The following is a 21208-nucleotide window of genomic DNA, read 5'->3' as shown; positions in this document are numbered from 1 at the left end:
TTAGTATTAAGGGTTAATCAATGTTCACTGGTCTTCTTATCGGGATTGCTTTTGGCATCCTACTTCAACGTACCCAATTTTGTTTTGTTTCTGGTTTTCGCCGTTTATTATTTCAAAAAAATACTCGTTTTCTAACGATGCTTCTCATTGCGGTAAGCATACAATCCATAGGATTATTTTGCCTTGCTGAATTAGAAATCATTAAAATTCCTCAAACAACACTCCCCATCATGGCCACAATAGTCGGCGGATTATTATTTGGGATCGGTATGGTATTAGGGAATTGCTGCGGGAGTGGCGCATGGTTTCGCTCCGCGGAAGGTGCATTAGGTAGTCTATTGGCCTTGGTTGCTTTTGCAATCACAATGGCTTCTGCTCAAACTGGTAGTCTGCATCAATTTATTAACTATTGGACCCAACAAACCACAGAATGGGATAACATCTATTTAACGCTTTCTATTTCTCCTTGGTGGCTAGTAGGAGCGCTCGTATTGGTCACTTGTGGATTATCTTTTCTTGGTAATAAATCGACTGATTCAGAAAACCTTTCTTTTTTTGACCGCACTTTTAAACGCCCTTGGAATCCTTACCTAGGCGGTTTGCTAATAGGATTACTCGGTGTTCTGGCTTGGTATTTTAGTGCTCAAACTGGACGAAACTATGGATATGGCATTGCTGTACCCTCTGCAAACGTCGTTCAATATTTAGTAATAGGACAACAACGTTATATCAATTGGGGAAGCTTATTTGTACTAGGTATTCCACTTGGCTCATTTTTAATGGCCAAAATAAGCGGCGATTTTTGTTTAAAAATGCCAGATCCGCAAGAAGCACTACGTCGGATTTTGGGTGGTATCATAATGGGATTAGGTGCAGCATTAGCAGGCGGTTGCACTGTTACCAATGCTTTAGTTGCTACAGCTTATTTTTCCTGGCAAGGTTGGATCGCAACGGGATGTATTCTAATCGGTTGCTGGTTTGCCAATAAATGGATTGTTAAAAAATAAAAGGAGAAAACAATATGAAATTTAACCGCACTTTATTAGGTTTAAGTCTTTCACTTGCGCTTTTTGCTTGTCATGATAATCAAGTCAAAAATATTGAAACCAAAGCGTTATTGGATAATTTAAAAAATCCAAACTATGTCATTATTGACTCTCGTCAAGACAGTTATTACAACGGATTCAAAGATAAAAATGCAACACGTGGTGGACATATTCCTGGCGCAATTCAATTTTCTTGTTCTTGGCTAAATTGGATTGCACCAGACAAATTTGAATCTTTCGCAGCAGGAAAAGGGATCACAAGGGATAAAACCTTAGTTTTCTACGATACCAATCCTGATAATCTTGCTTGTATTAGTGCTGAATTCGCAAACAAAGGTTATAAAACACAGGTCTTCAATGATTTCCTAAGTTATGCCAATGCCGATTATCCATTAGAATCTTTCCCAAACTTCCAATATAGCGTATCGCCGGAATGGATTAATGCAGTAACCAAAGGTGAGAAACCTGAGACTTATAACAATGATAAATTCGCTATCTTTGAAGTCTCTTGGGGACCATTAGATAAATCCCAAGGCTATGTTCAGCATATTGTTGGTGCCTACCATTTTGATACAGATTGGATTGAGAATGGCCCAATTTGGAATTTATCATCACCTGATGTGATTGAACAAAATTTGTTAAAAAATGGCATCACAGCTGATAAAACCATCATCTTATATTCTGATAATCAATTAGCGGCTTATCGTGTATTCTGGGCATTAAAATGGGCAGGGGTAAAAGATGTTCGCGTGCTAAATGGCAATCTTTCAACCTGGATGGATGCTAACTTACCAACAGAAACAACCGTGAATACACCAAAACCAGAATCCCATTTTGGTGCCTCTATCCCCGCAAATCCAAGCTTCGATATTGAAACACCAAAAGAGATTATCGATGCACAACAACATGGATTAAAACTCATTAGTAACCGATCATGGGATGAATACATCGGTAAAGTCAGCGGTTATGATTACATTCCAGGAAAAGGCGAACCACAAGGTGCCATTTGGGGATTTGCGGGTACGGATTCTTCTAATATGGCTGATTATTATGATCCAGATGGTACATTACGTAATCCAAATGAAATTTTTGCATTATGGAAAACACAAGGTATCGAAAAAGGCGATAAACTCGCATTTTATTGTGGTACAGGTTGGCGAGCCGGTGTACCTTGGTTCATGACAAAATTAGCGAGTTGGGATCATACGGCTATTTATGATGGTGGTTGGAATCAGTGGCAAATGGATTCAATCTACCCAGTTCAAAAAGGTGCACCTAATAATATGACAAAACCGGATGCCAAAAATGATTTTGGTAAAGTAATGAAAAAAGGAAACTCTTGTAAAAGTTAATTTCACGCTCAATCATAAATGAAAGTGCGGTCAGAAAAACACACAAATTTCTGATCGCACTTTTTTATATCAAAAAAACATATTTTCTAGCTAAAAGTTATTGGCGTCATCTTCTTATTTTTTTAGAAAATACTGCTCTACTTAGTTTTAAAAGAAAGGAATATTTATGCTTTTAACCGGATTACTTTGCGGAATTTTACTCGGATTTGTGATGCAGCGTGGGCGCTTTTGTATTACTGGCGCATTTCGCGATATGTATGTCACCAAAAATAACAAAATGTTTGTGGCCCTTTTATTGGCGATTACCGTGCAATCCATCGGTTTCTTTCTCTTAAAAGAAATCGGTGTATTAAATGTTGATCCGGCTGAAAACTTCGCCTTTTTAGCGGTGATTATCGGTGCCTTTGTGTTTGGCATCGGCATTGTTCTTGCTGGCGGTTGTGCGACTGGTACGTGGTACCGTGCTGCGGAAGGCTTAGTTGGTAGTTGGGTCGCGTTATTCACTTATATGCTATTAAGTGCCATCATGCGTACTGGCCCATTAGGTGAATTCAATAAATCTTTACGCAGTATTAATATTGAGCAACGCAATATTTACGATACATTCGGTATTTCACCTTGGTGGTTAGTCGCATTATTAACTTTAGTGACAGCTTTCTATGTATACAAACATCTCAGCAAACCAAGCGCAAAAGTCGCGGCATTAAAACCAAAGAAAACGGGACTTGCCCACTTATTATTTGAAAAACGCTGGCACCCATTTTTCTCTGCCGTATTAATTGGATTAATCGCACTTGCCGCTTGGCCACTCAGTGTTGCTACTGGTCGTGAGTTTGGACTTGGAATCACTGGTCCATCAGCCAATATCATGCAATTCCTTGTTACTGGCGACGGTAAATTTATTAACTGGGGCGTATTCTTAGTCTTAGGGATTTTTATTGGATCATTCATCGGCGCAAAAGCAAGCAATGAATTTCGTGTTCGCGTACCGGATGCCACCACGATTCTACGCAGCGGACTCGGCGGTATTCTCATGGGCATTGGTGCAACCCTTGCGGGTGGCTGCTCTATCGGTAATGGTTTAGTCGAAACTGCCTTTTTCTCTTGGCAAGGTTGGATCTCATTGCCATTGATGATTCTCGCACTTGGGTGGCCGCCTACTTTACCATTATTCGTCCACAACGTTTAAAATTAACAAAAGCATCATAAGGAGTTTATATGATCGTTAAATTACCAACACTCGGCCTTGTTTGCCCATTTCCTCTCGTTGAAGCTAAGGAAGCCATGGCTAAGTTAAATAAAGGCGATGGCCTAGAAATTGAATTCGACTGTACACAAGCCACTGAAGCCATTCCCGCTTGGGCGGCTGAAGAAAGTTATGAAGTGACAAACTTCGAACAAATTGATGATGCGAAATGGTCAATTACCGTAATTAAATAATAAAAAAGTGCGGTCAGAAAAACACACAAATTTCTGACCGCACTTCTGCTTTAATAAATCGAAATAATTAAATTAATTCTACCGGTACTTTCACCACCAGTTTTTTCACAAAACTTGATTTGCCGTTTACGGTGCAACCTGGTTTATGTGGTTCATATGGGAAGAAAACAGCAAACATTTTTGGTAAAAGTGTCACGGTGCTTTTATCTTCAATTTGCGGAGTGAGTTGGTAATCATCTTCATCACGATATTCATCGTATAAGCTGAGATTTGGATAAGTTGCGCTTACTTCAATATTTTCTTCACCACGAATAAGCAATTGAATATCTAGGTATCTATGATGAAGTTCAGCTTGTTTGCTATCCGCTTCAACCGTATCAAATTCCATGACATTCATATAAACTTGCTCGCTTAAATCATGACGACCATTTTCTAATGCTTCAAGATCTAACGTGTTGAGATGATCGCAAATGTCCGCGATAACTTTTGGTAAACCCACTTTGAAATTTGGGTTATTTAATGCACTGATAATCATAGTGTCTCCTTACGTATGTATTTGTATGAGAATATGATAACAAGTTGCTTATATTAAATAAAGTTACCAATAAATTTAAAACTCTGTATAATAAGCGAGCTTTATTTTCTACATTAGCGTGCGGCTATCAAAAGCAATTTTAAGCGCTCGAAAGTGCGGTTGTTTTTACAAAAGATTTCTTTTGCTAGTCGCAATCTGGAAAATAAGGCACTGTTTTTAATATAAATTTTAAGGAAAACATTGTGAATCCAATTGTTAAGCAATTTAAATACGGTCAACACACCGTTACTCTAGAAACTGGCGCAATTGCACGTCAAGCAACGGCTGCGGTCATGGCAAGCATGGACGATACCACGGTATTCGTGACTGTTGTTGCTAAAAAAGATGTGAAAGAAGGTCAAGACTTCTTCCCATTAACCGTAAACTACCAAGAACGTACTTATGCGGCGGGTAAAATCCCTGGTGGCTTCTTCAAACGTGAAGGTCGTCCATCTGAAGGCGAAACTTTAATTGCACGTTTAATCGACCGTCCAATTCGTCCATTATTCCCAGAAGGTTTCTTCAACGAAATCCAAGTTGTGGCAACTGTAGTTTCTGTAAACCCACAAATCAGCCCAGACTTAGTGGCAATGATCGGTGCTTCTGCAGCATTAACCTTATCTGGCGTACCTTTCAATGGTCCTATCGGTGCTGCGCGTGTTGGTTTTATTGACAACCAATTCGTATTAAACCCAACTATGGCTGAACAAAAACAAAGCCGTTTAGACTTAGTGGTTGCAGGTACTGACAAAGCCGTATTAATGGTTGAATCTGAAGCAGATATCTTAACTGAAGAACAAATGTTAGCAGCAGTCGTATTCGGTCATCAACAACAACAAGTTGTAGTTGAAGCAATCAAAGAATTTGCAAAAGAAGCAGGAAAACCACGTTGGGATTGGGTTGCGCCACAACCAAACACAGATTTAATCAACAAAGTAAAAGTGATAGCTGAAGCACGTTTAGGCGATGCATACCGTATTACTGAAAAACAAGCACGTTACGAACAAATCGATGCGATTAAAGCAGATGTGATTGCACAAATCACAGCAGAAGATGAAGAAATCAGCGAAGGTAAAATCGTAGATATTTTCACCGCACTTGAAAGCCAAATCGTTCGAGGCCGTATCATTGCAGGTGAACCACGTATTGATGGCCGTACCGTTGATACCGTTCGTGCATTAGATATTTGCACAGGTGTATTACCACGTACTCACGGTTCTGCAATTTTCACCCGTGGTGAAACACAAGCATTAGCAGTTGCAACGTTAGGTACTGAACGTGATGCACAAATCATTGATGAGTTAACAGGTGAACGTCAAGATCACTTCTTATTCCACTACAACTTCCCTCCATACTCTGTAGGTGAAACTGGTATGATTGGCTCACCAAAACGTCGTGAAATTGGTCACGGTCGTTTAGCAAAACGTGGTGTTGCAGCTGTTATGCCAAGCCTTGCGGAATTCCCATATGTCGTGCGTGTTGTATCTGAAATCACTGAATCTAACGGTTCTTCTTCTATGGCATCTGTATGTGGTGCATCTTTAGCATTAATGGATGCAGGTGTTCCAATCAAAGCTGCTGTTGCAGGTATCGCAATGGGCTTAGTGAAAGAAGAAGAAAAATTTGTGGTGCTTTCAGATATTTTAGGCGATGAAGACCATTTAGGCGATATGGACTTTAAAGTGGCTGGTACACGTGAAGGTGTAACTGCACTTCAAATGGACATTAAAATTGAAGGTATCACCCCTGAAATTATGCAAATTGCATTAAACCAAGCAAAAGGTGCACGTATGCACATTCTTGGCGTAATGGAACAAGCAATCCCTGCACCACGTGCAGATATTTCTGACTACGCGCCGCGTATTCACACCATGAAAATTGATCCTAAGAAAATCAAAGATGTTATCGGTAAAGGTGGTGCAACTATCCGTGCATTAACTGAAGAAACCGGCACTTCTATTGATATCGATGATGATGGTACAGTGAAAATTGCTGCAGTAGATAGCAGTGCAGCGAAAAATGTGATGGCACGTATTGAAGAAATCGTTGCTGAAGTTGAAGCCGGCGCAATTTACAAAGGTAAAGTGACTCGTCTTGCTGACTTCGGTGCATTCGTCGCTATCGTTGGAAATAAAGAAGGTTTAGTTCATATTTCTCAAATTGCAGAAGAACGCGTAGAGAAAGTGAGTGATTATCTTCAAGTTGGTCAAGAAGTAACCGTTAAAGTGGTTGAAATCGATCGCCAAGGTCGTATCCGCTTAACCATGAAAGATCTTGCACCAAAACAAGAAACTGAAGCAGAATCTGCACCAGCAGAAGACATTTCAGAAGAACAAGAATAATCTCACAGGGTGTGTGAATTCAATTTGCACACCCGTTTTGATTATCAAACTAACTTATAAAACAATGCAGTATTTTCGGTTATTCCGTTTTCTAGTTTCGTTGTCTAGCCTAAGTGTGATTTTATTTATTTCCGGTTGTGTGCAATCGGGAAACGTGTTTGTCGCACCAAATAAAGTCGGGCTAGCGGATCAGAATCCGAATGCTCACTTCGAACAAGAAGTGATGATTACCCGAATCGGGCAGGTTTTATTAGTTGGAAAAATGAGTAATGAAGAACGGGCGACGCTTCACTTTGAACGTGGCGTATTATACGATTCCCTAGGTTTATGGGGCCTCGCACGTTATGACTTTACACAAGCCCTTGCATTACAGCCAAAGATGGCTTCTGTTTACAATTATTTAGGGCTTTACTTACTGCTTGAAGAAGATTACGACAGTGCATTAGAAACCTTTAATGCTGTGTTTGAATTGGATCCAAGTTATGACTATACCCACCTTAATCGTGGTTTAAATTTTTATTACGTCGAACGCTATAATCTTGCTGAAGACGATTTTATGAAGTTTTATGAAGCCGATACCAAAGATCCTTATCGCGTACTCTGGCTCTATTTGAACGAACAAAAATTAAAACCACAAGAAGCCCATGCCAACCTTGTTGAACGAGCTAAAGGGCTATCTAAGGACTTCTGGGGAACAAATATCGTTCAATACTATTTAGGTAATATTTCCGTGAGTGACTTGCAAGAGCGGGCAACCAAATTTGCAGAAAACTCTCAACAATATGCAGAAATATTAACCGAAACCTACTTTTATCTAGCAAAACAAAAACTCAATTTGGGGCAAATTGATGAAGCGGCGGCTTTATTCAAACTTGCTATTGCGAATCAGGTGTATAACTTTGTTGAGTATCGTTTTGCCGTGTTAGAGCTGATGAAATTAAAACCGGCTCAAACTGAAGACGAAAAAGAAGAAAAAAGTGCGGTCACAAAAACAGCTGTTTTTTAGACTTACCTCCTTCTTTTATAACAAATAAACCTGAAAGCTAAATTGAGCTTTCCTTACTTACATTCGAGTATTTTAATGACTGACAAAATCACTTTTAATGATTTAGGCTTGCCTGAATTCATTCTAAAAGCCGTTTCTGACCTTGGTTTTGAAACACCTTCGCCAATCCAACAAGCTTGTATTCCTGCTCTTCTAGAAGGCAGAGATGTACTTGGTATGGCACAAACCGGCAGTGGTAAAACTGCCGCATTCTCTTTACCTATTTTGGCAAAAATTGATCCTGCCGCAAAACATCCACAATTATTGGTGATGGCGCCAACGCGTGAACTAGCAATTCAAGTTGCTGATGCTTGCGAACACTTCATGAAATATGCAAAAGGTATCAATATCGTAACCCTTTATGGTGGTCAGCGTTATGACATCCAATTACGTGCATTAAAACAAGGTGCACAAGTTGTTGTGGGGACACCGGGTCGTATTTTGGATCACATCCGTCGTAACACATTAAATCTATCTGAATTAAAAGCTATCGTACTTGATGAAGCAGATGAAATGCTTCGTATGGGCTTTATTGATGACGTAGAAACCGTTATGGCTGAATTACCAAAAGAGCACCAAACGGCGCTTTTCTCAGCAACTATGCCTGAGCCAATTCGTCGCATCACAAAACGCTTCATGAATAATCCACAAGAAGTGAAAATCAAAGTAAATAACGATAACGCGCCAGATATTGAACAAAATTGTTGGTATGTTCAAGGTTTCCGTAAAAATGATGCATTATTACGCTTCTTAGAAGTGGAAGAGTTTGATGCAGCCATCATTTTTACCCGCACTAAAACAGGCACGCTTGATGTGACTGAATTATTAGAAAAACACGGTTTCCGTGCTGCAGCATTAAACGGTGATATGACCCAACAATTACGTGAGCAAACCTTAGATCGCTTACGTAATGGTAGCCTTGATATCGTCGTTGCAACTGATGTTGCTGCGCGTGGCATCGATATTGAAAGAATCAGTCTTGTGGTGAACTATGACATCCCGCTTGATGCAGAGTCTTACGTCCACCGTATCGGTCGAACCGGTCGTGCAGGTCGTTCTGGTCGTGCATTGTTATTCGTTGAACCACGTGAACGCCGTTTACTTCGTAACATCGAACACTTGATGAAAAAACCAATCAATGAAGTTGAATTGCCAAATCATGAAGTGTTACAAGCCTGTCGTCGCAAAAAATTCCAAGACAAGATTACCAAACAATTGGAACATCACGATCTCGAAATGTATCGTAGCTTATTAGAAGATTTATTCACGGCAGATCAGGATCAAGAAGATATTGCCGCGGCGATGTTGATGTTGCTTCAAGGTAAACAAAAACTCATTCTTCCACCTGATCCACCAATGGATAAACGTCGTCGTGACCGTAATGATCGCGGTGATCGACGCGAAAACCCACGTTCAGCTGAACGTCGTGGTGAGCGTAAAGACTATGGCAACCAACAACCTATGGATTTATATCGTATCGAAATCGGTCGTGCAGATGGTGTAGAAGTCCGTCATATTGTAGGCGCTATCGCAAATGAAGGTGATATTAACAGCCGTTACATTGGTCATATCAAACTTTATGATGACTACTCTACCGTTGAATTACCACAAGGCATGCCAAAAGAATTGCTTCAACAATTCGGTAAAACTCGCGTTTTAAACAAACAAATGCAAATGAGCTTTATGGGCGCGACACAATCAGACAGCGGACGTGGTGGTAACGATTTTGGCGGAAAAGGCCGTCGCGATGGTCGTCGTAATGAGCGTGGAGAGCGTGGTCAAGATCGCTTCCGTGGAGAGCGTAATGGTGAACGTCGTCAGCGTAAATTTAACGATAAAAACGACCGCACTTTTAATGAACGTGGTCGCCGAGATCGCCAACGTTAATCCTTATTTAACAGCCCCTTGAAGTAAAAGGGGCTTTTTTATTGTCTTAATTCTCGTTACAATCGTCTCTTATCTCAATTTATAAGGTTTATCTATTGAAAGGTCTATTTTTACGTATTATTGCTGCTTTTGCATTATTACTTTGGGCAATTGATATGGTCTTCCCTTGGCAAAAAATTATGCAATCGGAGCAGAACCCTTACACCACGATCAAAAATCGCGGTAGCCTTATTGTCGGCACCATTAACAATCCCATTTACTATTTTATTGGGAATGGCGGTGAGTCAGGCTTGGAATACGAATTAGCAAAAAACTTTGCTGATTATTTAGGGGTTCGCTTACAAATTAAAACCTTAGAAAATAACGATCAACTTTTTAACGAATTAGAGAACAACAATATTGATATTGCTGCTGCGAATCTTTTGTTCCAGCCTCAACGTGCAGAAAAATTTCAGTTAGGGCCCTCTTATACTTCAGCCTCTTGGCAGCTTGTGTATAAAAAAGGTGAAAATCGTCCGAAAGATTTAGCGCAAGTACAACAAGAAATTATCATTTCTGCGGGGGAAGATTTGGAAAAATTATTATCCCTTGCACAGAAAAAACTTCCTGCACTTAAATGGCAGAATAACAAGCAGTTGACCCAAGAAGAATTATTGATTCAAGTGGCTGAAGGCAAAATTCCTTACACCATTGCAAATAGTATTGATGTGGCTGCGGCACAACAAATTCGCCCTAACTTAGCGATTGCATTTGACCTAACGGATGAAATGACCGTGCATTGGTATCTTTCCAATAAATCCTATAATGAGCTACAAGCAGCCTTGTTGGATTTTATGAATAATGCCATTGAAACAGGATTAATTGATCGCATTGAGGAAAAATACTTCCGTCATATTACCGCCTTTGATTATGTAGATACTCAGGCTTATTTAGAGTCGGTTGAAAAAATTCTGCCTCAATATCAACCGCTCTTTGAAAAATACAAAGGGAATTTAGACTGGCGATTATTAGCCGCTGTAGCCTATCAAGAATCACATTGGGACCCTTATGCCACCTCTCCAACGGGCGTACGTGGTATGATGATGTTAACAAAAGATACCGCTACACGTATGAATATTAATAACCGCACGGATGCAGAACAAAGCATTAAGGCTGGCTCGGAATATTTGCATTGGCTACTCAACCAAATGCCAGACAGCATTCCAGAAGAAGATCGAATTTGGTATTCTTTAGCTGCATATAACATGGGGTTAGGGCATATTTTAGACGCTCGTCGCCTAACGAAAAAATTAGGTGGTAATCCTGATAATTGGTTAGATGTAAAAAATAATCTTCAACTATTATCAGAAAAGCGTCATTATTCTAACTTAAAATATGGCTATGCTCGCGGTTATGAAGCTTATCAATATGTCGAGAATATCCGCCGTTATATGAACAGTATTGTGAATTATCATCGTGTTCAAGAAAACCAAGCGACTGCAACAGAGTAAGTGCGGTCAGAAAAAACAACGTTTTTATTGAATAGAAAGAAAATAAGGAGAAAAAGATGTTAAAAAGAAAAACCTTCTTAAAGAAAAAAGCATCAAGAGATATTTCAGCTTCACGTAACCTGCGTTTAAGACGCTTAAAACACCGTAAAGCAAAACAGTTCCAACGCCATGCGTTACAATTAGTGATTCAAGAGATCTAAAAAAGGGCGAACATTATGTTCGCCCTTTTATTCACTCATTATTCTTTATTTTTCAAAAGAATCTTTCAAACATTCGTCTGCTCGACGGGATTCACCTTTATGTTGAAGTTTATTTAATTGACGTTCTAATTTTTCTTCGACTTCATTGATCGCTTTATACATATCATCAGCGGTTGCTGTCGCAAGTAGATTACCTAATGGGGTTCCAATTGAAGCCTCTACAGAAAAGCCGTTTGGTACTTTACTTAAAACAAAGTGTGGGCTAATCAGTTGAGTGTGCCATTTCTCTAATTTTGCAAGTCTTCCCTCCACATGTTCACGGATTGCAGGGGTGATTTCCATTTGTTTGCTTGTGATATTGAGTGTCATAGCATTTACCTCTTTTGGTTAAATGAACCCTTCGGTTCAGTTCATCTTTAATAACAACATATCGACCTTGCACTGCTTTTTCAAGTGCTTTTAGGCAAATAAAAAAACAAATGTTCAAAAATATGATCGGGATCTAATTTCTGCAAAAATATGATTTTCTTTCTGTGTAAACTTGTTATGATGTAAAGCTGTAAACAACAAAGGGAAGCACTCAGCTTCCCTTTTCTTTTTACAACATGAATTAGGCTAATTCATCTTGATCATATTGCGTCGCTTTTAAACGTTCAAAGTAATCCTTAGTTTCTGAAATAATCTCTTTACGCAAACCAATTAATGCTATCAAGTTCGGGAAAGCCATTAAACCATTCACGATATCCGCTAAAATCCAGATTAAATCTAAGGTGAGGAATGAACCCGCCCCGACCAAAACAATAAACATGAAACGATAAAATTTAATACCACGGATACCAACTAAGTAAAGGAAGCAACGTTCTCCATAGTAACACCAACCTAAAATTGTGGTGAAAGCAAAGAATAATAAGCCAACGGTTACAATAGTTGCACCGATTGATGTGCCTAAGCCCTGTGCAAAAGCGTAGTTAGTCACGCTTGCGCCTGAAAGCTCAGGGTTACTCCATGCACCTGTAATCACAAGCACTAAACCGGTCATCGTACATACGATGATGGTATCTAAAAATGTCCCTGTCATCGAAATTAAACCTTGGCGAACAGGCTCTTTGGTTTGTGCCGCTGCTGCTGCAATAGGTGCACTCCCTAAACCAGATTCATTTGAGAAAATACCGCGTGCAACACCCGATTGAATGGCTTTCATTACTGTAAAGCCAACTGCGCCACCTAAAGCTGCTTGAGGGTTAAACGCACTATGAATGATTAATGCGATCGCAGCAGGCAGCTTATCGTAATTTACCACTAAGATAATAATTGAGGTCGCCACATAGCCAATTGCCATAAAAGGCACTATAACGGAAGAAGCTGTCGCAATACGTCTTACACCACCGAGAATAATCATCGCGACCAATACCGTCACCACTGTCGCAGTAATCACAACAGGTACATGAAAGGTGTCTTGCATCGCATGTGTAATCGCATTGACTTGAGGAAAAGTACCGATACCGAAGAAGGCCACCAACACCCCAAAGAGCGCAAATAATTTGGCTAGCCATTTAATTCCAAGGCCACGTTCGATGTAATACATTGGTCCACCCGCCATAAAACCGTATTTATCACGTACACGATATTTCACGGCAAGTAAACATTCAGCGTATTTAGTTGCCATGCCTAATAATGCAACTAGCCACATCCAAAAAATCGCGCCAGGTCCACCCGCTTGTACTGCGGTCGCTACACCCACGATATTCCCTGTTCCGATGGTCGCCGCTAATGCCGTACAAAGTGCGGCAAAAGAAGAGACATCCCCCTTGCCTTTATTCGCACCACGAGCAAATAAATAGCCCAATGCACTAGGCAAATAACGAATTTGTAAGAAACCTAAACGAAGGGTGAGATAAAGTCCGGTTCCGGACAAAAGAATAAGTAGGGGCGGTCCCCATATAAAGCTGCTAATAGCCGATAAGATTGTCTGTAATGACATTGATGATTCCTCGTCGTTTAAAATACAAATAAACTCGACAAGGAGACAAGAAGAATCCCGATAGAAATATTTTTGATAATACCGATTGTCTTTTGCCCCTGTCCTTTTGCCTGAGCGTTTGGAAAACAATCGAAAAATCGACCGCTCTTTTGCGCCTTCGGCGTCCATTTACATCAATAAAATGCAATGGATCTCTCCAAGGGTTCGTCCAGTAACAGTCCCTGCAACCTCGCGATTGCGCCTGAAAGATTTTACCTCGTCGGCGTAGGGGCAATTCCCCACTCTCCAGCTACCTTCTTCCGAACTCACTTTTTACGTTTTATTCTTATTGCAAAAAGTACTGCAAATTTTAGCAAACTTGAAAAACTAACTCAATGGATTAACGAAAAAAGGGTTTGATAACAAGGTGTAAGCCGATAAAAACAAAGTGCGGTAAAAAATTTTCTTATTTTTTGACCGCACTTTTTCAAATCAAAAAATAAAGGCAGGTCATTACCTGCCTTTATTTATTTTAATAATTATAAAATCTCTTTTGCTTTTGCCACCACGTTATCCACGGTGAAACCAAAGAGTTTGAATAATTGATCTGCTGGTGCTGATTCGCCGAAGCTATTCATGCCTACTACGCGACCATCAAAGCCTACGTATTTATACCAGAAGTCTGCAATACCTGCTTCAATCGCAACACGTTTGGTTACAGCAGCAGGTAATACGCTTTCACGGTACGCCACATCTTGTTTATCGAAACGGTTAGTGCTTGGCATAGAAACGACACGTACTTTTTTACCTTCGGCAGCCAATACATCTGCTGCTTTCACTGCTAACTCCACTTCTGAACCTGTCGCAATGAAGATTAACTCAGGTGTGCCATCACAGTCTTTTAACACATAAGCACCACGTTTAACCGCATCTAATTGTGCAGAAGTGCGGTCCATTTGTGCTAAGTTTTGACGGGTAAAGATCAATGCAGTTGGGCCATCTTGACGTTCAACCGCTTGTTGCCATGCGATAGCTGATTCCACTTGGTCACACGGACGCCATGTTTCAAGGTTTGGAATTAAGCGTAATGATGCGGTTTGCTCAACTGGTTGGTGAGTTGGACCATCTTCGCCTAAACCAATCGAGTCATGAGTATAAACGAATAAAGCACGTTGTTTCATTAATGCTGCCATACGCACCGCATTGTGTGCATATTCGTAGAACATTAAGAAGGTTGCGCCGTAAGGAATGAAACCGCCGTGCAAGGCAACCCCGTTCATAATGGCAGACATACCAAATTCACGCACACCGTAGTTGATGTAGTTACCACCTACGTTTTCATGTGCACGAATCGGTTTAGAACCGCTCCATAAGGTTAAGTTAGAGCTTGCTAAGTCTGCAGAGCCACCTAAGAATTCAGGTAACACATGAGCATATGCTTCGATTGCATTTTGTGATGCTTTACGGCTTGCAATACTCGCTGGATTTGCTTGTAATTTTTCAATGAACGCTTTGGATTCAGCCGTCCAGTTTGCTGGTAATTCACCGTTTACACGACGAGTAAATTCTTCTGCAAGTTCAGGATATGCTTTTGCATAAGCGGCAAATTTTTCTTCCCAAGATTTTTCTGCTGCAGAGCCTTTCTCTTTTGCAGACCATTCAGCATAGTATTCAGCTGGAATTTCAAATGGAGCATATTCCCAGTCCAGTGCTTTACGGGTTAATGCGATTTCTTCATCACCTAATGGTGCACCATGACAATCATGAGAGCCTGATTTATTTGGTGAACCAAAACCGATGATGGTTTTACAAATAATTAAAGTTGGTTTTTCTTTTTCTGCTTGAGCAAGAATGGTTGCGGCACGAATTTGTTCTGCATCGTGACCATCTACATTGCGAATCACTTGCCAGCCATAAGCTTCAAAACGAGCTGCAGTATCATCGCTGAACCAGCCATCAACATGACCATCAATGGAAATGTTGTTGTCATCGTAGAATGCGATTAATTTACCTAAGCCTAATGTGCCTGCTAAAGAGCAAGCTTCATGGGAAATCCCTTCCATTAAACAGCCATCGCCTAAGAACACATAAGTGTGGTGATCGACAATTTCATGGCCTTCACGGTTAAATTGACCCGCTAAAGTTTTCTCAGCAATCGCCATACCCACTGCATTAGTGATACCTTGGCCTAACGGACCCGTCGTGGTTTCAACACCTGGTGCATAACCATATTCTGGGTGACCTGGGGTTTTAGAATGTAATTGACGGAATTGTTTTAAATCTTCGATAGAAAGATCGTAGCCTGTTAAATGTAATAAGCTATAAATCAACATTGAACCGTGGCCGTTAGAAAGCACAAAACGGTCGCGATCAGCCCATTTAGGGCTGTTTGGATTGTGTTTTAAGAAATCGCGCCATAATACTTCAGCGATATCCGCCATTCCCATTGGTGCACCTGGGTGGCCTGATTTTGCTTTTTGTACTGCATCCATTGATAGCGCACGAATTGCGTTGGCCAGTTGTCTACGAGTTGCCATGTTTTTCTCCTATCTAAATAATTCCGAGTATTCTAACCTATTTACTGATTGACTTGAGCAATATCTGCAATTTTATTTACCTTGATCAAATTCTACGACGACGTTGATGAAAACGCTGGCTACTCGATTTACCTTGTAAATTAACTACCGTTTTAGTTTCCACTGGTTTTCGATATGTTCGACGATAATGACTTAAAAAATAATGAATGGAACTGGCGAATAAAGCGCCTAATAAAAAGACCACCACAATTTCACCATATAAACGATGGAAGACTTGATTAATTTTGCTCTGCGTCGTTTGAGCATATTGCGCGTCAAAGGTCACCCGCAAAAAGCCACGAACGGCATTATTGGAAGCAGAGTAAATGGGCTCAACAATTTGCTGTGTTGAAAATTCACCTTCATTTTTATGTTCTAGACCAAGTTGCTCACGAAGATTGCCAGTATTGGTACTTTGTGCTAATTCCTTGCCGTTATAATCATAAATGGTCGCATCGAGCACAAAGTTTTCTTTAACTAAATTATCTAGATTTTCGACAAGTTGATCGGATTTCGCATTATTAGTTAATAAAACTGAAAATAAATTTGCTTGCTGACGAACCAAAATATGCGACAAATTTGCCACTTGATTCACACTTGAAAGCTGAGAACCAATCTTAAATTGTTTCACACCAAACAAAATCACGGACATGGCACCGATACAAAGCAGCACAATGAGCCCAAACATCAGTGATTTTTGAAGTTTTTCTTTAATTAATTGCACGTTGTTTTTCCATTTTTTCGCCAAGATCGGCTAGAATAGATGAGTATTCACAATTTACAGGATTTTCTATGCAAATTCAAAACCTTGCAAGCATTACCCAAAAATATCCCCAATTACCCACCGCACTTTCGTCTGATTTGCCTCATTCCAATGAAACACATGCGTTTATTTTATACGGCACCACGCTGAATTTAGCGAAATTACTCGAATTTCAACAAAAGTGCGGTCAATCTTTCCAGTGTTTTGATGCATGGAACGTTGAAAAAAATACCGTTGTCCTTTTAAAAGGCGAATGGCTAACTGATTTTATTGTCCACGCTCATGACCTGCAATTAGACATCGCTAAACTGGATTTTGATGCAAAGCTATCAGAAAAAGGTTTATTGGTGATGGATATGGATTCTACTGCCATTCAAATTGAATGTATCGATGAAATTGCCAAACTGGCTGGCACAGGTGAATTAGTTTCTGCCATTACTGAAAGCGCCATGCGTGGCGAGCTCGATTTTGAACAAAGTCTGCGTCGTCGAGTGGGAACACTTAAAGGTGCACCAGAAAGTATTTTGCAACAAGTACGTGAAAAATTGCCTTTAATGCCTGGCTTAATTGAAACCATTAAGACATTACAACAACATGGTTGGAAAACGGCCATTGCTTCTGGTGGCTTTACCTATTTCGCCGATTACTTAAAAAGTTTATTAAACCTCGACTTTGCGGCTTCCAATCAATTTGAAATTATTGATGGCACGCTTACCGGCAATGTAAAAGGTAGCGTGGTCGATGCACAATATAAAGCAAATACCTTGCAAAAACTCGCTGAAGAATACCATATTCCACGCAAAAACACCCTCGCCATTGGTGATGGAGCCAATGATTTGGCGATGATGAATGTCGCCGGATTAGGCGTGGCATTCCATGCCAAACCGAAGGTGCAACAACAAGCACAAATTGTGGTAAACTTTGCTGACTTAACCGCACTTTTATGTCTTTTAAGTGCAAATGATCGAATTTAATTCATTTTGGGAGAAAATTTATGCCATCTTTTGACATCGTATCTGAAATTACTATGCACGAAGTGCGTAATGCGGTTGAAAATGCAAACCGCGTCTTAAGTACACGTTATGATTTCCGTGGCGTGGAAGCGGTTATTGAATTAAATGAAAAAAGCGAAACCTTGAAAGTGACGACCGAATCTGATTTCCAATTAGAGCAATTAATTGAAATCTTAATTGGTGCGTTTGTAAAACGTGGCATTGAGCATAGCTCGTTGGATATTCCAACAGAAAGTGAACACCACGGTAAACTTTACACCAAAGAAATCAAATTAAAACAGGGAATTGAAACGGAGATGGCGAAGAAAATCACTAAATTAGTGAAAGATTCAAAAATCAAAGTGCAAACCCAAATTCAAGGTGAACAAGTGCGCGTAACTGGTAAATCTCGTGACGATTTACAAGCTGTTATTCAATTGGTGAAAGGCGCTGAATTAGGCCAACCATTCCAATTTAATAACTTCAGAGATTAAAAAATCTAGGTATAATTCTACTTTGTTTTTTATAATACGATGTAATTATTTTATTGGTCTCGATGTTCTCAAAACATTATATTGAGAACACCAACATCAACTTAACTAAACTTACTTATAGGTTACAATGAAAAGAATTTTAATGGCCATCGTTGCAGTTTTAACATTAGCGACAGCGAATATCACTATGGCGAAAGATGTCTATTATTGGACAGATCAAACCTTAACCACAACTGACGAAGATACTTTCCGTGTGAATAAAGCACAAGTGAATACTGAAGAAGATCGTCGTTTACTTGAGGAAGATAAACAAAAATTAAGAAATATCATCGCATATTATAAAAAAATTAATGCAGTTATCAAAGAGAAAAATAAAAAACCGTCATCTGCAGTTCATTATTATGATGATATGTTTCATAAATTTATAGACGTCTGGTATGAAGCTAAAAAACAAAAACGATATGACAAAGAATTTGCCATATTATTTAGAGAAATTGCACAAATTACTACAGAATATTATTTATCTGTATATAATGAGTTAAAAACAGAGGAAGCTAAAGAGGTTTTGAACTCAAAAACTCAAATTTTGAATTCGTCAGCAATTTTAAAATTTGTGACTGATCATCCAGATTATTATAAATAAAAAAAGCGGGTATCCCCGCTTTTTTATATTTTCGAACTTATATTACTAAAGTCATCATTATTTGATAATTCACCAGCCTGCATTTTGTCCTAATGCTGACTAGATGCGGTAAAGTCTTTCATTGAACCTTTTTTATATTGTTCAGCAAACTCATTTTCTTGCGCATAGAATTCGACCGTAGATTTAAACTCGCCACTCAATAACTTATCGGCAACTAAATTTAAATACTCTTCACTCGGTGTCTCATTTCGAGCAGCTTGAATTTGCGTCATTAACCCTTCTTTTAATTGGTTACGCAAATTTTCATTCTTTAATAGATAGCCTAGATTAATACGATCAGCAATATCAGAATTCTCACTAATAAAAGCATTAACTAATGTTAATTTCATTAAAACAGCATTAAGCTTACTTACCACCACCTCATCTCTGTTAGTTGAATTTGGTACGATAACCATTTTCGGCTCATCAGATAAATATTGATAAAGATAACTATTCACAAAACCAAGATATTCTTTACCATTTCTTGATAAACCCAAAATTTCAGGATCTAAAGCCGTTGTTAGATATTTATTACCCACTGTTGAGCCAACCTTTCGCGTCGCTTCTGCACTATTACCAGGTTCATTTGTATATACCTGCATTTCAATAAATTTACCTGAGTGAGTTGGTGTAGAATTTTATGCCAAGCTGAAAGTGTAATAACAAGACGTTTTCATTATTAATGGAATCGAGTTTCGATATAAAAGAGCCTAGCGATAAAATCCTTGAATTAATGGTTCCACCTACACCATAAAAACGAAAGAGCGGTCAAAAAAACACAACATTTTTTGACCGCTCTTTTTATTTACGCTAATTAAGCTAATCTCGCTTTTGCTTCTGCAATCGCTTCTGCTACTCGAAGTGGTGAAACCCCACCTTTCGCACAACGTTTATCTAAACAAGATTGTAGCGAAAGAATGTCATATACATCATCTCCTACCACATCACTGAATTGACGGAATTCTGGAATGGTTAAGTCTTCCAAGGCTTTTCCTTTTTCAATGGCATAAACCACTGTTTCACCGACAATATGGTGAGAATCACGGAATGGCACACCTTTCGCCACAAGGTAATCCGCTAGCTCTGTTGCATTTGAGTAGCCTTTTAAAGCCGCTTCGCGTGTACGGTCGGTATTCACTTTTAATTCATCTAATACAAAAGTCGCCATATCTACGCAATCTTGCCAGGTATCTAATGCATCAAAGATCCCTTCTTTGTCTTCTTGCATATCTTTGTTATACGCTAACGGCAAACCTTTTAAAGTCATCAACATACCGGTTAATGCACCCATTACACGGCCTGCTTTACCACGAATCAATTCACAAGCGTCTGGATTTTTCTTTTGCGGCATTAAAGAGGAACCTGAAGTCACACGATCTGACAACTCCACAAAATTCGCTTCACCACTGTTGAAAATAATCATATCTTCAGCAAAACGAGAAAGGTGTGCCATACTTAAAGATGCCGTTGAAAGCAATTCCACAATATGATCACGATCAGAGACGCTATCCAAACTATTACGCGTCGCAAAAGAAAAACCAAGATCGGTAGCTAATTGCTCACGATCGACTGCATAGGCTGTTCCTGCAAGTGCACCACTGCCTAATGGGCAGCTATTCATTCGTTTATAAGCATCGGTAAGACGTGAATAATCACGCTCAAACATCTCCACATAAGCCATACACCAATGGGCAAAAGTGATTGGTTGTGCACGTTGTAAATGGGTATAACCCGGCATCACCGCATCTTGCGTATTTTCAGCAGTTTGTACCAAGTGACGTTGAAGATGACGAACTGACTCTTGCAACTCGACTACACGCTGTTTACACCACATTTTAATATCAAGTGCAACTTGGTCATTACGGCTACGACCTGTGTGTAATTTTTTACCTAAATTCCCCACTTTATCGATGAGCTTACTTTCTACCCAGCTATGAATATCTTCTGCGTCGTCTTGTAAAATCGCTTGTGGATTTGACCGCACTTCGATTAATAATTCATTTAAGGCAACCTCTAGCTGTTGTTGCTCTTCAACACTTAAAACACCAACATTAACTAAAGCTTTAGACCAACCAATTGAACCTTCAATATCTTGCTCTGCCAAGCGATAATCAAAACGCAGGCTATCATTAAAATCTTTAAAACGTTTGTCTGCCGCTTGTGTAAAACGACCACCCCAGAGAGCCATAAGTTATCCTTATCTCGATTATAAAAATGATTAATTATTCAATTATTACGCATAATTAATCAACATGCAATAATAATCTCTATATCGTCCGCTATTTTACCCTGTTTTTTCTAACAAAAACTAGACAGTACTGCATTTTAGTGGTAATTTACGCAGCATTCTTAAGGGCATTGCCCA

General features: G+C 39.5%; 18 protein-coding genes, 1 pseudogene and 1 riboswitch. Of the genes and pseudogenes, 12 read left to right on the top strand and 7 right to left on the bottom strand.

Features of this window, described 5'->3' with window-relative positions; translation table 11 throughout:
• Positions 1-20: 20 nt before the first annotated feature.
• The 4 genes and pseudogenes from DX522_RS07585 to DX522_RS07570 all read left to right on the top strand — a co-directional run bounded on the left by DX522_RS07585 (position 21) and on the right by DX522_RS07570 (position 3838).
• The gene (locus tag DX522_RS07585) at positions 21-1007 is read left to right on the top strand and encodes a YeeE/YedE family protein (RefSeq protein WP_115180360.1); all 987 of its coding nucleotides are present in this window, start codon (positions 21-23) and stop codon (positions 1005-1007) included.
• Between the two features lie 14 nt (positions 1008-1021).
• Positions 1022-2398, top strand: coding sequence for a rhodanese-like domain-containing protein (locus DX522_RS07580; RefSeq protein ID WP_115180359.1), 1377 nt, complete (start codon positions 1022-1024; stop codon positions 2396-2398).
• Between the two features lie 166 nt (positions 2399-2564).
• Positions 2565-3607 (top strand): annotated as a pseudogene (locus tag DX522_RS07575) (YeeE/YedE thiosulfate transporter family protein).
• Positions 3608-3616: 9 nt separating this feature from the next.
• The gene (locus DX522_RS07570; RefSeq protein WP_115180358.1) at positions 3617-3838 is read left to right on the top strand and encodes a sulfurtransferase TusA family protein; all 222 of its coding nucleotides are present in this window, start codon (positions 3617-3619) and stop codon (positions 3836-3838) included.
• A 67-nt stretch (positions 3839-3905) separates the two neighbouring features.
• On the opposite strand, the gene nanQ is transcribed toward DX522_RS07570, so the two are convergent.
• Entirely contained in the window at positions 3906-4373 is a 468-nt protein-coding gene (gene nanQ, locus DX522_RS07565; protein WP_115180357.1) for an N-acetylneuraminate anomerase, read from the bottom strand.
• A gap of 242 nt (positions 4374-4615) precedes the next feature.
• Here nanQ and pnp point away from each other — a divergent pair, with 242 nt between their 5' ends.
• The 5 genes from pnp to DX522_RS11705 all read left to right on the top strand — a co-directional run bounded on the left by pnp (position 4616) and on the right by DX522_RS11705 (position 11376).
• The gene (gene pnp / locus DX522_RS07560) at positions 4616-6754 is read left to right on the top strand and encodes a polyribonucleotide nucleotidyltransferase (protein ID WP_115180356.1); all 2139 of its coding nucleotides are present in this window, start codon (positions 4616-4618) and stop codon (positions 6752-6754) included.
• A gap of 64 nt (positions 6755-6818) precedes the next feature.
• Entirely contained in the window at positions 6819-7760 is a 942-nt protein-coding gene (gene nlpI, locus DX522_RS07555) for a lipoprotein NlpI (RefSeq protein WP_075916216.1), read from the top strand.
• A gap of 75 nt (positions 7761-7835) precedes the next feature.
• Positions 7836-9686 carry a DEAD/DEAH box helicase gene (locus DX522_RS07550; protein ID WP_115180355.1) on the top strand — a complete coding sequence of 617 codons (1851 nt, stop codon included), beginning with the start codon at positions 7836-7838 and terminating at the stop codon, positions 9684-9686.
• A gap of 95 nt (positions 9687-9781) precedes the next feature.
• The gene (gene mltF, locus DX522_RS07545; protein WP_115180354.1) at positions 9782-11176 is read left to right on the top strand and encodes a membrane-bound lytic murein transglycosylase MltF; all 1395 of its coding nucleotides are present in this window, start codon (positions 9782-9784) and stop codon (positions 11174-11176) included.
• Positions 11177-11232: 56 nt separating this feature from the next.
• Positions 11233-11376, top strand: coding sequence for a hypothetical protein (locus DX522_RS11705; RefSeq protein ID WP_262054194.1), 144 nt, complete (start codon positions 11233-11235; stop codon positions 11374-11376).
• 45 nt (positions 11377-11421) lie between these two features.
• On the opposite strand, the gene hpf is transcribed toward DX522_RS11705, so the two are convergent.
• The 4 genes from hpf to DX522_RS07525 form a co-directional block, all read right to left on the bottom strand.
• The gene (hpf, locus tag DX522_RS07540; RefSeq protein ID WP_115180353.1) at positions 11422-11745 is read right to left on the bottom strand and encodes a ribosome hibernation-promoting factor, HPF/YfiA family; all 324 of its coding nucleotides are present in this window, start codon (positions 11743-11745) and stop codon (positions 11422-11424) included.
• 241 nt (positions 11746-11986) lie between these two features.
• Positions 11987-13357 (bottom strand): alanine/glycine:cation symporter family protein, encoded by a 1371-nt coding sequence (locus tag DX522_RS07535; RefSeq protein ID WP_115180352.1) that lies wholly within the window; start codon positions 13355-13357, stop codon positions 11987-11989.
• An 88-nt stretch (positions 13358-13445) separates the two neighbouring features.
• Positions 13446-13567: riboswitch (glycine riboswitch) on the bottom strand.
• Between the two features lie 308 nt (positions 13568-13875).
• Positions 13876-15873 (bottom strand): transketolase, encoded by a 1998-nt coding sequence (gene tkt / locus DX522_RS07530; protein ID WP_115180351.1) that lies wholly within the window; start codon positions 15871-15873, stop codon positions 13876-13878.
• Positions 15874-15958: 85 nt separating this feature from the next.
• Positions 15959-16636: a YtjB family periplasmic protein gene (locus DX522_RS07525; RefSeq protein WP_115180350.1), complete on the bottom strand. Its 678-nt coding sequence runs from the start codon at positions 16634-16636 to the stop codon at positions 15959-15961.
• Positions 16637-16704: 68 nt separating this feature from the next.
• Here DX522_RS07525 and serB point away from each other — a divergent pair, with 68 nt between their 5' ends.
• The 3 genes from serB (at position 16705) to DX522_RS07510 (ending at position 18804) form a co-directional block, all read left to right on the top strand.
• The gene (gene serB / locus DX522_RS07520) at positions 16705-17649 is read left to right on the top strand and encodes a phosphoserine phosphatase (protein WP_115180349.1); all 945 of its coding nucleotides are present in this window, start codon (positions 16705-16707) and stop codon (positions 17647-17649) included.
• Between the two features lie 20 nt (positions 17650-17669).
• Positions 17670-18161: a YajQ family cyclic di-GMP-binding protein gene (locus DX522_RS07515; RefSeq protein WP_115180348.1), complete on the top strand. Its 492-nt coding sequence runs from the start codon at positions 17670-17672 to the stop codon at positions 18159-18161.
• Between the two features lie 142 nt (positions 18162-18303).
• Entirely contained in the window at positions 18304-18804 is a 501-nt protein-coding gene (locus DX522_RS07510) for a hypothetical protein (RefSeq protein WP_115180347.1), read from the top strand.
• An 89-nt stretch (positions 18805-18893) separates the two neighbouring features.
• Here the strand turns inward: DX522_RS07510 and DX522_RS07505 are convergent, their stop codons facing one another.
• Entirely contained in the window at positions 18894-19445 is a 552-nt protein-coding gene (locus tag DX522_RS07505) for a hypothetical protein (protein WP_115180346.1), read from the bottom strand.
• A gap of 212 nt (positions 19446-19657) precedes the next feature.
• Positions 19658-21031 (bottom strand): argininosuccinate lyase, encoded by a 1374-nt coding sequence (argH, locus tag DX522_RS07500; protein WP_115180345.1) that lies wholly within the window; start codon positions 21029-21031, stop codon positions 19658-19660.
• Between the last annotated feature and the right edge of the window lie 177 nt (positions 21032-21208).

The organism is Haemophilus parainfluenzae, from assembly GCF_900450995.1.
In the GTDB taxonomy this organism is placed as follows: Bacteria; Pseudomonadota; Gammaproteobacteria; order Enterobacterales; family Pasteurellaceae; genus Haemophilus_D; species Haemophilus_D parainfluenzae_O.
Note: the sequence above shows the minus strand (reverse complement) of the source record. Positions and strands in the feature narration are given on the sequence as shown.

Bases quoted from the DNA above. Each gene is read 5' to 3' on its own strand.
- DX522_RS07585 (WP_115180360.1), top strand. From the start codon at position 21: ATGTTCACTGGTCTTCTTATCGGGATTGCTTTTGGCATCCTACTTCAA.
- DX522_RS07580 (WP_115180359.1), top strand. From the start codon at position 1,022: ATGAAATTTAACCGCACTTTATTAGGTTTAAGTCTTTCACTTGCGCTT.
- DX522_RS07570 (WP_115180358.1), top strand. From the start codon at position 3,617: ATGATCGTTAAATTACCAACACTCGGCCTTGTTTGCCCATTTCCTCTC.
- nanQ (WP_115180357.1), bottom strand. From the start codon at position 4,373: ATGATTATCAGTGCATTAAATAACCCAAATTTCAAAGTGGGTTTACCA.
- nlpI (WP_075916216.1), top strand. From the start codon at position 6,819: ATGCAGTATTTTCGGTTATTCCGTTTTCTAGTTTCGTTGTCTAGCCTA.
- DX522_RS07550 (WP_115180355.1), top strand. From the start codon at position 7,836: ATGACTGACAAAATCACTTTTAATGATTTAGGCTTGCCTGAATTCATT.
- DX522_RS11705 (WP_262054194.1), top strand. From the start codon at position 11,233: ATGTTAAAAAGAAAAACCTTCTTAAAGAAAAAAGCATCAAGAGATATT.
- hpf (WP_115180353.1), bottom strand. From the start codon at position 11,745: ATGACACTCAATATCACAAGCAAACAAATGGAAATCACCCCTGCAATC.
- DX522_RS07535 (WP_115180352.1), bottom strand. From the start codon at position 13,357: ATGTCATTACAGACAATCTTATCGGCTATTAGCAGCTTTATATGGGGA.
- tkt (WP_115180351.1), bottom strand. From the start codon at position 15,873: ATGGCAACTCGTAGACAACTGGCCAACGCAATTCGTGCGCTATCAATG.
- serB (WP_115180349.1), top strand. From the start codon at position 16,705: ATGCAAATTCAAAACCTTGCAAGCATTACCCAAAAATATCCCCAATTA.
- DX522_RS07515 (WP_115180348.1), top strand. From the start codon at position 17,670: ATGCCATCTTTTGACATCGTATCTGAAATTACTATGCACGAAGTGCGT.
- DX522_RS07510 (WP_115180347.1), top strand. From the start codon at position 18,304: ATGGCCATCGTTGCAGTTTTAACATTAGCGACAGCGAATATCACTATG.
- DX522_RS07505 (WP_115180346.1), bottom strand. From the start codon at position 19,445: ATGCAGGTATATACAAATGAACCTGGTAATAGTGCAGAAGCGACGCGA.
- argH (WP_115180345.1), bottom strand. From the start codon at position 21,031: ATGGCTCTCTGGGGTGGTCGTTTTACACAAGCGGCAGACAAACGTTTT.